Annotated in this window: 11 protein-coding genes; 1 reads left to right on the top strand and 10 read right to left on the bottom strand. The window is 60.5% G+C overall.

Translation table 11 applies throughout. The features are described 5' to 3' along the window. Window positions 1-65 precede the first annotated feature (65 nt). The 3 genes from PSH88_RS24855 to PSH88_RS24845 all read right to left on the bottom strand — a co-directional run bounded on the left by PSH88_RS24855 (window position 66) and on the right by PSH88_RS24845 (window position 4,858). Window positions 66-875 (bottom strand): putative RNA methyltransferase, encoded by an 810-nt coding sequence (locus tag PSH88_RS24855; RefSeq protein ID WP_305423225.1) that lies wholly within the window; start codon window positions 873-875, stop codon window positions 66-68. Continuing rightward, a complete protein-coding gene (gene dapE, locus PSH88_RS24850; RefSeq protein WP_305423224.1) occupies window positions 875-2,026 on the bottom strand; it encodes a succinyl-diaminopimelate desuccinylase in 1,152 nt (383 codons plus the stop codon). Before dapE ends, PSH88_RS24855 begins: the two co-directional genes overlap by 1 nt. A 240-nt stretch (window positions 2,027-2,266) precedes the next feature. Further along, on the bottom strand, window positions 2,267-4,858 hold the full coding sequence (locus PSH88_RS24845; RefSeq protein WP_305423222.1) for a glycosyltransferase: 2,592 nt from the start codon (window positions 4,856-4,858) through the stop codon (window positions 2,267-2,269). Window positions 4,859-5,145: 287 nt separating this feature from the next. On the opposite strand from PSH88_RS24845, the gene tcdA reads away from it, so the two are divergent. Then, on the top strand, window positions 5,146-5,958 hold the full coding sequence (gene tcdA, locus PSH88_RS24840; RefSeq protein WP_370694669.1) for a tRNA cyclic N6-threonylcarbamoyladenosine(37) synthase TcdA: 813 nt from the start codon (window positions 5,146-5,148) through the stop codon (window positions 5,956-5,958). A gap of 130 nt (window positions 5,959-6,088) precedes the next feature. Here the strand turns inward: tcdA and PSH88_RS24835 are convergent, their stop codons facing one another. From PSH88_RS24835 to map, 7 genes are all read right to left on the bottom strand, one after another. Beyond that, a complete protein-coding gene (locus PSH88_RS24835) occupies window positions 6,089-6,493 on the bottom strand; it encodes a SufE family protein (RefSeq protein WP_305423218.1) in 405 nt (134 codons plus the stop codon). Continuing rightward, entirely contained in the window at window positions 6,490-7,695 is a 1,206-nt protein-coding gene (locus PSH88_RS24830) for an aminotransferase class V-fold PLP-dependent enzyme (protein WP_305423217.1), read from the bottom strand. The genes PSH88_RS24835 and PSH88_RS24830 overlap by 4 nt, the downstream gene beginning before the upstream one ends. Before the next feature lie 108 nt (window positions 7,696-7,803). Continuing rightward, the gene (dapD, locus tag PSH88_RS24825; protein ID WP_305423216.1) at window positions 7,804-8,838 is read right to left on the bottom strand and encodes a 2,3,4,5-tetrahydropyridine-2,6-dicarboxylate N-succinyltransferase; all 1,035 of its coding nucleotides are present in this window, start codon (window positions 8,836-8,838) and stop codon (window positions 7,804-7,806) included. A gap of 33 nt (window positions 8,839-8,871) precedes the next feature. Then, window positions 8,872-9,180, bottom strand: coding sequence for an arsenate reductase (locus PSH88_RS24820; protein ID WP_305483576.1), 309 nt, complete (start codon window positions 9,178-9,180; stop codon window positions 8,872-8,874). A 325-nt stretch (window positions 9,181-9,505) separates the two neighbouring features. Beyond that, window positions 9,506-10,705, bottom strand: a complete 1,200-nt coding sequence (gene dapC / locus PSH88_RS24815; protein WP_305423213.1) for a succinyldiaminopimelate transaminase — start codon at window positions 10,703-10,705, stop codon at window positions 9,506-9,508. 153 nt (window positions 10,706-10,858) lie between these two features. After that, on the bottom strand, window positions 10,859-13,561 hold the full coding sequence (locus PSH88_RS24810; protein ID WP_305423212.1) for a [protein-PII] uridylyltransferase: 2,703 nt from the start codon (window positions 13,559-13,561) through the stop codon (window positions 10,859-10,861). 45 nt (window positions 13,562-13,606) lie between these two features. Further along, window positions 13,607-14,389, bottom strand: coding sequence for a type I methionyl aminopeptidase (gene map / locus PSH88_RS24805; protein WP_052966361.1), 783 nt, complete (start codon window positions 14,387-14,389; stop codon window positions 13,607-13,609). Between the last annotated feature and the right edge of the window lie 248 nt (window positions 14,390-14,637).

The following is a 14,637-nucleotide window of genomic DNA, read 5'->3' as shown; positions in this document are numbered from 1 at the left end:
GTCTGAAAAATCCATTCGCGGATTTAGCCGGCCTCGAGCCGTTGCTCAAGACCAAAAATTAAGAGTTATTGAAGTACGAAATAATCGTAGCGCATCGACACAGTGACCTCGAACGGTTCGACTTGTTCGATGACCGCCGCCCGGCGTTCGGCACTGGCACGCCAGCCATGGGGTGTCATGGCCAACAGGTTCGCGCGATCCTGACCACTGACCAACGTCAGTTTGAACTCCAGGGTTTCGCTGTGTTGCAGCGCCATGCCTTCTGGCACCAATGCCAAGTGCTTGTCATCGGTGTACTCGCGCACTTCGTCGTACAGCCGCTCGCGCAATTCCATCAGATGGCCGCTGGTCGGCCCGACTTTCATCAAGCCGCCGCCGGGGCTGAGCAGGCGTTGGGCTTCTTCCCAGTCCAGCGGGCTGAAAACACTGGCGAGAAACTGGCAGCTGCCTGAGGCCAACGGCACCCGGGCCATGCTGGCGATCAACCAGGTCAGCGCAGGGTTGCGTTTGCAGGCGCGTTTGACCGCTTCCCGGGAAATGTCCAGCGCATAGCCATCGGCGTTGGGCAAGGCTTCGGCGATTTGCGCGGTGTAGTAACCCTCGCCACAACCGATGTCCAGCCAGCGCTGGGGCGCGTAGTGCGCCGCCAGTTCCGCCAGGCGCTTGGCCACCGGCGCGTAATGGCCAGCGTTCAAAAAGTCGCGACGGGCTTCGACCATCGCCAGGTTATCCCCAGGGTCGCGGCTGTTTTTATGCTGCACCGGCAACAGGTTCAGGTAACCCTGCCGCGCACGGTCGAAACGATGCCCGGCGGGGCAAGCCACGCCGTTGTCCACCGCGTTCAGCGGTTCGCTGCAGATCGGACACGCAAGCATCAGGCGAGCAACTTGATCAGGGTCTGGTAGTAGATCTCGGTCAGCACATCGAGGTCGGCCGCCAGTACACGCTCGTTGACCTGGTGGATCGTCGCGTTGACCGGGCCCAGCTCGACAACCTGAGTGCCCATGGTCGCGATGAAGCGCCCGTCGGAAGTACCGCCGCTGGTGGACGCCTTGGTCTCGCGACCGGTGATGTCCTTGATGCTCGCCGATACCGCGTCGAGCAGGGCGCCCGGTTCGGTGAGGAATGGCAGGCCGGACAGCGCCCAGTCGATGTGCCAGTCCAGAGCATGCTTATCGAGAATATCGGCGACGCGTTTTTGCAGGCCTTCGACGGTGGATTCGGTGGAGAAGCGGAAGTTGAACACCGCCACCAGATCACCCGGAATCACGTTGGTCGCGCCGGTGCCGGAATTGACGTTGGAAATCTGGAAACTGGTTGGCGGGAAGAAATCGTTGCCGTGGTCCCAGTGCTCGGCGGCGAGCTCGGCCAGCGCCGGGGCAGCGAGGTGGATCGGGTTCTTCGCCAGGTGCGGATACGCCACGTGACCCTGCACACCGCGCACGGTCAATTTGGCGCCGAGGGAGCCGCGACGGCCGTTCTTGACCACGTCACCCACCAGTGTAGTGCTCGACGGTTCACCGACGATGCACCAGTCCAGACGTTCTTTACGGGCGGCGAGGCGTTCGACTACGGCTTTGGTGCCGTGATGCGCCGGGCCTTCCTCGTCGCTGGTGATCAGGAAAGCGACCTTGCCCTTGTGGTCCGGGTAGTCGGCGACGAAGCGCTCAGCGGCTACGGTCATGGCCGCGAGGCTGCCTTTCATGTCTGCCGCGCCACGACCGCAGAGCATGCCGTGCTCGTCGATCACCGCGTTGAACGGATCGATCTGCCAGGCGGTTACCGGACCGGTCGGGACTACGTCGGTATGGCCGGCGAAGCACAGCACCGGGCCTTCGTGTTTACCGTGAGTCGCCCAGAAGTTATCCACATCTTCGATGCGCATCGGTTCCAGTTTGAAACCGGCATCGCCCAGGCGCTGCATCATCTGCTTCTGGCAATCGGCGTCGACCGGCGTCACGGACGGACGGCGGATCAGGTCGATGGCGAGTTGAAGGGTCGGCGAAAGGTCGGCGTGGGCCGTCATGGAAAGCTCCGAAAACATGAAATATGGGCGCGGGCCAAATGTGGGAGCGGGCTTGCCCGCGAAGGCGTCGGCACAGTCAATATGGATCTTGAATGTTCCGGCCTCATCGCGGGCAAGCCCGCTCCCACAGGGATTGAGTTCAGTTGACAAGACCGTATATCACGCCAAGGCCTGCAAAATGGCGGTTATCTTAAAGCAAAACGGCGGCCATTGGCCGCCGTTTAGTGCATCTGTACTGATTTAGACAGCCGGTGCGGTCGTGGCTTCGGCTACCGGTTTGGGCAGCGAAGACAGGAACGCCATGATCAGCGCCGCCAGGTACGGTAGCGACTGCACCAGCAACATGGTCACCCAGAAGCGCATGTCGTTGCTCGGCAAACCGTTCACCAGGAAGATCCCCAGCGCCGCGCCCCACAACAGCAGCATGATGAACACCTCTTCGCGGGCCTCCGAAATCGCCACCCAGAAGCCGTGGTTATCGGCGTTTTTCGGGGTGCGGAAGAACGGAATGCTGCTGGTGAAGAAACCGTACAACACCGCTTTGGCAATGGTGTGCGACAACGCCAGCCCTGCCAATGCCGCGCAGAACGCATCCTTGAGGTTGACCCCGACCGCGCGACGGTAGAGGAAGATGATCTTGCCGACCTTGAACACGAACAGCGCCAACGGCGGGATCGCGAAAATCAGCAGCGGTGGATCGACCCGTTGCGGCACGATGATCATCGCCGCCGACCACAACAATGCGCCGACGGTGAAGAAGATGTTCATGCCGTCTGCCACCCACGGTAACCAGCCCGCGAGGAAGTGGTAACGCTGGCCACGGGTCAGTTCGGTGTCCTTGCCGCGCAGCAGGCTGGCGGTATGACGCTTGATGATCTGAATCGCCCCGTAGGCCCAGCGGAAACGCTGTTTCTTGAAGTCGATAAAGGTATCGGGCATCAGGCCTTTGCCGTAGCTGGTGTGGTAATACGCCGCCGACAGACCTTTTTCGAACACGCGCAGACCCAGTTCGGCGTCTTCACAGATGCACCAGTCGGCCCAGCCCAGTTCCTCGAGCACCGAGCGCCGGGTCATGGTCATGGTGCCGTGCTGGATGATCGCGTCACGGTCGTTGCGGGTGACCATGCCGATGTGGAAGAAGCCTTTGTATTCCGCGTAGCAGAGTTTCTTGAAGGTGCTTTCGTTCTGGTCGCGGTAATCCTGTGGCGACTGCACCACAGCGATTTTCGGGTCCGCGAAGTGCGGCACCATGTGCTTGAGCCAGTTCGGGTCGACACAGTAGTCCGAGTCGATCACCGCAATCACTTCGGCATCCTTGGCGGTGTGCGGAATCAGGTAATTCAGCGCGCCACCTTTGAAACCGGCCAACGGTGCCACGTGGAAGAACTTGAAGCGCGGGCCGAGGGTTTCGCAATAATCGCGTACCGGCTCCCAGACCGCCGGGTCCTTGGTGTTGTTGTCGATGATCAGGACTTCGAAGTCCGGATAGTCGAGGTTGGCCAGGGCGTTGAGGGTCTGTTTGACCATCTCCGGCGGCTCGTTGTAGCACGGTACGTGAATCGACACTTTCGGTCGGTAGTCCGAATCACCCTCTACCGGCAGGAATTCACGCCGGCGTTTGTGGGTCCATACCGCCTCGGCCAGTTCATGGGCCTCGGTCAGCAGAACGATAAACACCCCGAGTGCACCGAGGGCGAGCAGGAAGCCCACCGTCAGGCTGAACCAGGTGCTGTATTGCTGGCTGTAGTCGTAACCGATCCACACCAATACCGAACCGCACAGGAATGCGATAAAGGTCAGGAAGGTGCGGCCGCGTTGACGCAGGGCGGAGCCGTCGATCATCAGCAGGGTCAGGGACAGCAGTGCCAGCACTACGGAGCCGATAGCCAATACGCGCCATTGCGGGATCGCGACGACCGGGCCTTCGAAGTTGAACTTCTGCTGACGCGCGGCGTTGAACACGCCCCAGTACGCGCCCACCGAACCTTCGTCACTGGCTTTCCACGGTTGGTCAAACGCTTCGATCACGAAGTAGTTGAAGCCTTGGCGGTTGAGCTTGTTGACCAACGTGCGCAGGTAGATCGCCTGGTCCGCCGGCGACGCATCGGCGCCACCGCGCATGCGGCCGTTGCTCGGCCAGCCGACCTCGGAGAGCAGCAGCGGTTTTTTCGGGAACATCTTTTTCAGGTCACGGGCGCGGTCGAGGACGAACTGACCGGCCTTGTCCACCGGAACGAACTCCCAGTAGGGCAGAATGTGAGCGGCGATCAGGTCGACGTGCTTGGCCAGGCTCGGGTTTTCTTCCCAGACGTGCCACTGTTCAGAAGTGGTGACCGGAACCTTTACGGCCGCGCGGACGCGATCCAGGATCAGGCTCAGCTCTGCTGCAGTGATTTCCTTACGGAAGATCGCCTCGTTACCGACAATCACACGAACCACGCTGCGCGAGGTGTTGGCGATTTCGATGGCGCGGGTGATCTCGCGCTCGTTGCGCTCTTCGTCCGGGCTGATCCAGATCCCCAGGGTCACCCGCAGGCCGAATTCTTCCGCCAGTTTGGGAATGTTCTCCAGGGTGCCGTCGACCGAGTAGGTCCGGATGTTGTCCGTCAGCTTGCTCATGATCTCCAGGTCGCGACGCATTTCATCGTCGGTCGGCCACTGGGCTTTTTGCGGGTACTGGCCTTGCTGAAACGGCGAGTACGAAAAGCCGGAGATCTGTTCAGGCCAGTTGGGGGCGGTGACCGGGCGATTGACCAACGCCCAGAAACCGGTGAACAAGGCGGCGATTGCAAGAACCACGACCAGGTTGAGTCCAAATTTACGCGATGACATAGCTATTTCAGGTTCCAGGAGCTGCTGAACGAAGGAACGGTCGGCGGCCGGCTGCCAAGGGGCGGGGGCGCGCATCCTACACTGGGCGTTCACTGACCGTACAGCGGACAGGGAAATGCCGGACGTTGGGCAATCCAAGTCGACTTAAGTTCTTTGACCGGGGCGGTATAGCCCAATTCCAATAAATTTGTAGTCAATTGAAGCCGTCAAGACTGCCGTCCATAGCCCAAAGGTGCTCTTGACCGCCGACGGCCCTATAATGCGCGCCGGTTTTTGGGGTAATGGTCATGAGTACAGAAGATCCGCGGTTTGCTGGCATCGCCCGCTTGTATGGCATCGAAGGCCTGGAGCGTTTGCGCGCGGCCCATGTGGCGATCGTCGGCGTCGGTGGCGTTGGCTCCTGGGCGGCGGAAGCTGTCGCCCGGTGTGGCGTGGGCGAGATTTCGCTGTTCGACCTGGACGACGTCTGCGTCAGCAACGTCAACCGTCAACTGCATGCGCTGGACAGCACCGTCGGCACGCCCAAGGTCGAGGTGATGGCCGAGCGCCTGCGCGGGATCAATCCGGACTGCACGGTGCATGCGGTGGCGGACTTCGTCACCCGTGAAACCATGGCCGAGTACATCACGCCGAACATCGACTGCGTGATCGACTGCATCGACAGCGTCAACGCCAAAGCGGCGCTGATCGCCTGGTGCAAGCGTCGCAAGATCCAGATCATCACCACCGGCGGCGCGGGCGGGCAGATCGACCCGACACTGATCCAGGTCTGCGACCTGAACCGCACGTTCAATGATCCGTTGGCGTCGAAAGTGCGCTCCACGTTGCGCCGCGACTACGGCTTCTCCCGCACCGTGACCCGCCACTACAGCGTCCCGTGCGTGTTTTCCACCGAGCAACTGCGCTACCCGAAACCGGATGGCAGCATTTGCTTGCAGAAGAGTTTTGTCGGTGATGGCGTGAAGCTTGACTGCGCCGGGGGCTTTGGCGCGGTGATGATGGTGACGGCGACATTCGGCATGGTCGCGGCGACCAAGGCTGTGGATAAGATTGTGGCTGGAGTGCGGCGCCCGGCGGATCGGGTCAAGCCTCAGGATTGATTGTTGTTGCTTATGGCCCCATCGCGGGCAAGCCCGCTCCCACATTAATCCGGGTTGGATGTTAAATTTGGGTTCACCGCAAATCCCTGTGGGAGCGGGCTTGCCCGCGATAGGCTGCGAAGCAGCCCTTTTACTGAGCCAACTCATTCATCCGCTGGAGCACGGCATTGAGGCCATTACTGCGTGACGACGACAACTGCCGCGACAGGCCTAGCTGATTAAACCAATCCGGCAAATCCACCTGCTGCAGTTCAGCTGCCGACAACCCATTGACCCGTGCCAGCAGCAGCGCCACCAGCCCGCGAATCAAGCGCGCATCGCTGCTGGCGCTGAACTGCCAATGACCGTCCTGCAGCGCACCGACCAGCCAGACCTGGCTTTCACAGCCATGCACGCGGTTGGCTTCGACTTTATCCACATCGCTCAACGCAGGCAGGCGGTCGCCCCATTGCATCAGCAACCGCGCCCGCTGCTCCCAGCTCGCAGTCTTCTGAAAAGTGTCCAGCGCCATGACGGCATCGGCGGGCAAGGTCATCGCAGCAACTCCAGGGCCTGATCCAGCGCTTCAAAAAAGCGCTCTAGGTCTTCCGAATCGTTGTACAACGCCAACGACACCCGAATCGCCCCGGCCAGTTCAAAGCTTTTGAGCAACGGCATGGCGCAATGATGACCGGCGCGTACGGCGATTCCCTGTTCGGTCAGTAAATGCGCCAGATCAGAGTTATGCACACCCTCGACGACAAAACTGGCCAGTGCCAATTGTGGCTTACCCAGCAGACGAATGCCGTTGCGCGATTCAAGGCCTTTGAGCAAATAGTCGTGCAGCGCCGCTTCGTGGGCGGACACGGCGTCCTGATCCAGCGCGGCCAGATAGTCCAGGGTTGCTCCCAGGCCAATCACGCTGGAAATCGGCGGCGTACCCGCCTCGAACCCCAGTGGCGCAGGACGAAAGCGTGCGTCGTGGTAGTTGGCATCCAGCACCATTTCGCCACCGAACTGCCACGGGCGCAGTTGCTCGAGCGCTTCATGACGACCGAACAGCGCACCCAGGCCATCCGGGCCGTAGAGCTTGTGGCTGGAAAACACATAGAAGTCGCAGCCCAGCGCCTGCACGTCATGCCGGCCATGCACCACGCCTTGAGCGCCGTCGACCACGGTCAGCGCGTTGTGCGCCTTGGCCATCGCCAGTAACGCGGGCAACGGCTGCCAGGCGCCGAGCACGTTGGACAGCTGGCTGACCGCCATTAGGCGGGTACGCGGGCCGATCAGGCGAGCGGCGGCCTCAAGGTCAATCAAACCGTCGGCATTGAGCGGCAGAATGACCAGTTTCAAGTCGCGACGGTGGGCCAGTTGCTGCCACGGCAACAGGTTGGCGTGATGTTCCAGAGCGCTGATGACAATTTCATCGCCCGGATTGAATACGTGTTCCAGGCCATAGGCCAGGAGGTTCAGCGCGGACGTCGCGCCGTGGGTAAAGATGATCTGTCCGCAATCGCCGGCATTGAGCCAATGCGCAACTTTTCTGCGGCTGTCCTCGAACGCTTGGGTGGCATGGGCGCCGGGCAAGTGTTGCGCCCGATGCACGTTGGCCGCGCCGTTGGCGTAGTAATGCGCCAGGGCATCCAGCAGGGCTTGAGGTTTTTGTGTGGTGGCGGCGTTGTCCAGATAAGTCTGGTCTTGCCGTTGCAATGCGGCGATGGCTGGGAAGTCGGCGCGCCAGGGAGAGGGAATCATCATGTGTCATACGCCTGACCCTGTGGGAGCGGGCTTGCTCGCGAAGGCGTTCTTGAGATCGCCGAAAAGCTTCGTGAGCAAGCCCACTCCCACAGGTAATCGTGTGGCTGCTTAGTTGTGAGCGTGCAGCGCTTCGTTCAGTTCGATGGCCGATTTGTGAGTTTTGCACTCCACGGCACCGGTCTCCGAATTGCGACGGAACAGCAGGTCAGGTTGACCAGCCAGTTCACGGGCTTTAACGACTTTGACCAGTTTGTTGTGCTCGTCCAGCAGCGCCACCTTGGTGCCGGCCGTCACGTACAGGCCCGATTCAACGGTGTTGCGGTCGCCCAACGGGATACCGATACCGGCGTTGGCGCCGATCAGGCAGCCTTCACCGACCTTGATCACGATGTTGCCGCCACCCGACAGGGTGCCCATGGTCGAGCAACCGCCGCCCAGGTCCGAACCCTTGCCGACGAACACGCCCGCCGACACACGACCTTCGATCATGCCCGGGCCTTCAGTGCCGGCGTTGAAGTTGACGAAACCTTCGTGCATCACGGTGGTACCTTCGCCCACGTAAGCGCCCAGACGGATACGCGCCGCGTCAGCGATACGCACGCCGGCCGGTACCACGTAGTCGGTCATCTTCGGGAACTTGTCCACCGAGAACACTTCCAGCAGCTCGCCGCGCAGACGGGCTTCCAGTTGATGCTCGGCCAGTTCGGCCAGGTCGATCGCGCCCTGGCTGGTCCAGGCCACGTTCGGCAGCAACGGGAAGATCCCGGCCAGGTTCAGGCCATGCGGCTTGACCAGACGATGGGACAGTAAATGCAACTTGAGGTAAGCCTCAGGCGTGGAGCTCAGTTGCGCGTCTTCGGCCAAAATAGTCGCGACCAGCGGCTTGTGACTCTCGGCCAGACGGGTCAGCAGCGCAGCCTGGGCAGCATCGACGCCTTTCAGCGCTTCAGCCAGTTGGGACGCCTGAGCGGTGCTGAAGGCGATGGCCTGATTGCCTTCGGTGTAGCCCAGAACAGGCGCGATGGCAGCGACCAGTTCGGCCGACGGGTTGAGCAGTGGCTGCGCGTAAAACACTTCCAGCCATGCGCCTTGACGGTTTTGAGTGCCGACACCAAAGGCCAGGCTGAACAGGGTAGTGGACATGTTGATACCTCTAACAAAATGGAACGGGCTGCCTTACTTGAGTGCGGCCGCGTAGATATCTGGCTTGAAGCCAATCAGGGTTCGGTCACCGAGATCGAGCACCGGGCGCTTGATCATCGAGGGTTGTGCGAGCATCAGTTCGATGGCTTTCGGCTGGTCGAGATCGGCTTTGCGTTCGTCGTCGAGCTTGCGAAAGGTCGTACCTGCACGGTTCAACACCACTTGCCAGCCGTGCTCATCGCACCATCGGCTCAGGTGTTCACGGTCGATTCCGACCGTTTTGTAATCATGGAAGTCATAGCTGACAGCGTGTTCATCGAGCCAGGTGCGCGCCTTTTTCATGGTGTCGCAGGCTTTGATGCCGAAAAGGTGCAACGTTTTGCTTGAAACGGTCAAGGAATTGCCCCCTTTGCTGGTACTGAAAATAAAAGGTGACGGATTATGCCATGACCGGACGGTTTCGCGTCGGCTGTGGTCGGGTTTGTCTTTTTGACTTGGCCATGGGCTGTTCCATGCAGCCTAGGTGCAGCAGTCGGCCTGCATTCTAAGCGGCGAATGTGGCACTTCAATGGCCGGCCTAAGCACAAACGTTCGGGGATTTGCCGGAGCGGCATTTGTGTTTGAAGGCGCTGCGGGCGCAGCGCCTGGAGTTTATGCCGGCGCGAGGTTATTTGCGGCGCTGTACGAAGTTACGAATTCGTTCGGCGGCTTCCACGCACTCCGCCAGCGGTGCAACCAGCGCCATCCGTACACGCCCGGCGCCCGGGTTGACGCCATCCGCTTCACGGGACAGGTAAGAGCCCGGCACCACGGTCACGTGTTCCTCGGCAAACAGATCCCGGCAGAATGCCGCGTCGTCGCCTTGCACGTTCGGCCACAGATAGAAACCGCCATCCGGGCGCTGCACATCCATCACCGGGCTGAGAATCTCCAGCACCGCATCGTATTTCTCGCGGTACAGCGCGCGGTTGGCGCGCACATGCACTTCATCATTCCATGCAGCAACGCTGGCCAGTTGGGTCTGAACCGGCATCGCGCAGCCGTGGTAGGTGCGATAGAGCAGGAAGCCCTTGAGGATGTCGGCATCACCGGCCACAAAGCCCGAACGCAGGCCCGGCAGGTTGGAGCGCTTGGACAGGCTGTGGAACACCACGCAACGCTTGAAGTCCTTGCGGCCCAGTTCCACGCAGGCGCTGAGCAGGCCCGGCGGTGGGGTTTGTTCGTCGAAGTACAGTTCGCTATAGCATTCGTCGGCGGCGATCACGAAGTCGTATTCGTCGGCCAGGGCGATCAGCTTCTTCAGGGTGTCGACCGGAATCAACGCGCCGGTCGGATTGCCCGGCGAGCACAGGAACAGGATTTGGCAGCGCTTCCAGATGTCTGGCGAAACGGCGTCGAAATCCGGGTTGAAGCCGTTTTCATCCAGGCATGGCAGGTAATGCGGCTTGGCCCCGGCCAGGAACGCGGCGCCTTCATAGATCTGATAGAACGGGTTCGGGCTGACTACCAAGGCATCGTCGCCACGGTTGACCACGGTCTGGGTGAAGGCGAACAGCGCTTCACGGGTGCCGTTGACCGGCAGTACGTTGCGCGCCGGGTCGAGCCAGTCGTTCGGGACGCTGAAGCGACGTTCGCACCAGGCGGCAATGGCTTCACGCAGGGCCGGAATGCCGAGCGTGGTCGGATATACGGCCATCTGATCCAGATTGCTCGCCAGCGCTTCGGCGACGAAGCTCGGCGAACGGTGTTTCGGCTCGCCGATGGACAGCGCAATGGCGCGTTTGTCCGGGTTTGGCGTGACGCTGCCGAGCAGGGCGCGGAGCTTTTCGAACGGGTAGGGCTGCAACTGGTTCAGAGCGTTGTTCATGGGGGCCTCTTTTAATGTGGAGGCGGGCTTTGTGTGGGAGCCGGGCTTGCCCGCGATTCAGGCGCCTCGGTGCGTCAGATGCACCGAGGTGATGCTATCGCAGGCAAGCCAGCTCCCACATAGGCTCGCTCCCACAGGGGGAAGTTTGTAAATTCAGATACTAATGCGCGAAAGTTTGATATCGGGTTCCTGGCTGACGCTCAGCTGTTCGACGATTGCATCCTGCAAACGGCTGCACAGCAACGGGTCGGATAGCGGCTGATTGTTCGCGTCGGTGATGAAGAACACGTCTTCCACGCGCTCGCCCAAGGTGGCGATCTTGGCGTTTTGCAGCGACAGATCGAACTCTAGGAAAATCGTCCCGATCCGTGCCAGCAGCCCAGGGCGGTCGGGCGCACTGAGCTCCAGCACCGTCACCGGACGCTGGGCGTCGTTGTGGATCGTCACCTGTGGCGCAAACGCGAAATGCTTGAGCTGGCGCGGTACCCGACGCTGGATGATGGTCGGGTAGTTGTCCGGATTGCGCAGGGCTTCGGTCAGGCCTTCGCGGATCTGCTTGACCCGTGCCGGGTTGTCGCCGATCGAGTCGCCATCGGTGTCGAGCACGATATAGGTGTCGAGGGTGAACTGGCTGCTGGAAGTGATGACCCGGGCGTCGTGAATGTTCAGATTGAGCTGGTCCATCGCCGCCACGGTCACGGCGAAGAAGTCGTGTTGATCCGGTGCATAGATGAAGATCTGCGTACCGCCCTCGAACTCGCGCTGGGTGGTTTCCTTGATCAGTACCAGCGGGCCGCCGTCGGCCGGCTGCTGCAGGATCGCGTCGGTGTGCCAGGCCACGTCGCCAGCGGTGTGGCGCAGGAAATAGTCATCACCCAATTGCGCCCAGAGCTGCTCGACATCGTCCGGATCGTTGCCGCCGCGTACCAGGATGTCCAGTGCCGCGCTCTGGGTCTGGCGGATCTGCTCTTCGCGGTCCACCGGGTTTTCCAGGCCGCGACGCAAGGCGCGCTTGGTCTCGGTGTAAAGCTGGCGCAACAGGCTCGCGCGCCAGGAATTCCACAGCGTCGGGTTGGTTGCGTTGATGTCTGCAACGGTCAGCACATACAGATAATCGAGGCGGGTTTCATCGCCGACGGTCTGCGCGAAATCGTGGATCACGTGCGGGTCGGAAAGGTCCTTGCGCTGGGCCGTGGTCGACATCACCAGATGGTTCTGCACCAGCCACACGATCAGGCGGCTGTCCCAGATCGGCAATTGGTGGCGCTGGCAAAAGGCTTCGGCATCCACGGCGCCGATTTCCGAATGATCGCCATGCCGGCCTTTGCCGATGTCGTGGTACAGGCCGGCCAGGTAAATCAGTTCGGGTTTGGGCAGTTTGGCCATGAGCTTGCTGGCCAACGGGAATTTTTCCGACACCTGGGTGTACTGCAGCTTACGCAAGTGCTTGATCAGATTCAGGGTATGGGCATCGACCGTATAGATATGAAACAGGTCATGCTGCATCTGCCCGACAATGAAGCCGAACTCTGGCAGATAGCGCCCAAGGATGCCGTAACGGTTCATCCGCCGCAGATTGCGGTGGATGCCGATCTTGCACTTGAACAGCTCGATGAACAGGCTGGTATTACGAATGTCGTTGCGAAAATCGTCGTCGATAAGATGACGATTTTCCCGCAGCAGGCGGATGGTATCGGCGCGTACGCCTTTGATCTCCGGTTGCTGGGCCATCAGCACAAAGATCTCGAGCATGGCGAATGGCGTACGGCGGAACACGTTGTCGTTACGCGCCTCGATGTAGCCGTCGTGCAGCTGGAACCGCGAGTTGATCGGTTGTGGTGGCGCTTCGTCTTCGGGGGCCAGGATCACTTCTTCGAAGTGCTGGATGATCAGGTCGCTGAGCTGGGCAATGCTCATGACCACCCGGTAGTACTGCTGCATGAAGTTTTCGATGGCTTGCTTGGCGTCATTGCCTGCGAAACCCAGCAATCCCGCAATCGAGCGCTGGTGATCGAACAGCAGGCGGTCTTCGGAGCGGCCGGCGAGCATGTGCAGGGCGTAACGTACCTTCCACAGAAACTCCTGGGACGAGGCCAGCAGGGCGTTTTCGCTCTCCACCAGGAAACCTTCGCCCGCCAGAGCCCGCAGGTTCAGGGTGCCGTATTCACGACGGGCCACCCACAGAATCGTCTGAATATCCCGAAGGCCACCGGGCGAGCCTTTGACGTTGGGTTCCAGGTTGTATTCAGTGTCATTGTATTTGTGGTGACGGGCCTTTTGCTCGGCGCGTTTGGCCAGGAAGAATTCCTTGCTCGGCCACATGTGCGCGGTGCTGGTGACATCCAGCATGCGCTGGCGCAACCGCTCGGGGCCGCAAATGGTGCGGCTTTCCATCAGATTGGTGACGACCGTCAGGTCGGCACGGGCCTCGACGGCGCATTCGTCCACCGAACGAACGCTCTGGCCGACTTCCAGGCCGATGTCCCACAGCAACGTCAGAAAGCGTTCGATGGAATCCCGAAAAATTTCGTGATCGGCGCTGTCCAGCAAAATCAGCAGATCGATGTCGGAATAGGGGTGCAGCTCGCCGCGACCGTAGCCACCGACCGCCACGAGGGCGATATCGGCGTCTTCGCTCCAGTTAAACTGTTCCCAGGCCTGTTGCAGGATATTGTCGATAAACCAGGCGCGATCCTCGATCAGCCGGCGAATATCCCGGCCACTGCGAAACCGCTCGTCGAGCACTTCGCGGGCCTGACGGATCGCCTTCTTGAAAGCAGCAATAGGGCTTGCTTTCAGGGCCAGTTCAGCCTGGAACTGGCCGCGGTCGAAGAGTTCGGGATCCACCTGCGGCATCGATTGGCTTTCCTTTCTGTAAGGCTGGGAACGGTGCGGGCGGGATCAGGCCGAAACGCGCGGGATCGTATCGTCGCTGCGCAGGGTGAAGATCTCGTAGCCGGTTTCGGTCACCAGCAGGGTGTGTTCCCACTGAGCCGACAGCTTGCGATCCTTGGTGATGGCGGTCCAGCCATCGCCCAGCACCTTGGTGTCGGCCTTGCCCTGGTTGATCATCGGCTCGATGGTGAAGGTCATGCCGGCTTTCAGTTCCATGCCGGTGCCGGCGCGGCCGTAGTGCAGGATCTGCGGTTCTTCGTGGAACACCTTGCCGATGCCGTGGCCGCAGAACTCGCGAACCACCGAGAAGCCGTTCTTTTCCGCGTGCTTCTGGATCACTTCACCGATATCGCCCAGGCGGCAGCCGGGTTTGACCAGTTCGATGGCCTTGTACATGCATTCCTGAGTCACCTGGGACAGACGCTCGGCCCAGACCGGAACGGAACCGACGTGGAACATGCGGCTGGTGTCGCCGTGGTAGCCGTCCTTGATCACAGTGACGTCGATGTTCAGCGTGTCACCATCCTTTAACGGTTTCTCGTTCGGGATGCCGTGGCAGACCACGTGGTTGATCGAGGTGCAGATTGACTTCGGAAAGCCCTTGTAGTTGAGCGGGGCAGGGATGGCTTTCTGCTCATTGACGATGTAGTCGTGGCAGATGCGGTCCAGCTCTTCGGTGGTGACACCCGGTTTGACATAATCAGCAATCATTTCCAGCACGTCGGCGGCCAATTTGCCGGCGATCCGCATTTTTGCGATGTCCTCTGGGGTTTTGAGGGTGACGGTCATACAGGCTCTCTCTGCGCTCAATGGCGCCTTCTAAAACGAAATGGGCGTTGCGCGAACAATTGTCGCGGCCCTGAAAAACACGATTCTATCAGACGATCAGCGCAAATCTGAGCCTCTGTGCATCGCTTCCCTCTATAGGATGGCGCATTCTGAGGGGATTCCAAGGCGGGGGCCAAAAGCATTCCCCAGGTTTTCAGAATCCGGGTTCCGTTTTTTTCTGCCTTGTGATATAAAATGCGCCGCTTTCC

This window comes from Pseudomonas wuhanensis, assembly GCF_030687395.1.
Lineage (GTDB): Bacteria > Pseudomonadota > Gammaproteobacteria > Pseudomonadales > Pseudomonadaceae > Aquipseudomonas > Aquipseudomonas wuhanensis.
This window is presented reverse-complemented; position numbering and strand designations above follow the sequence as displayed.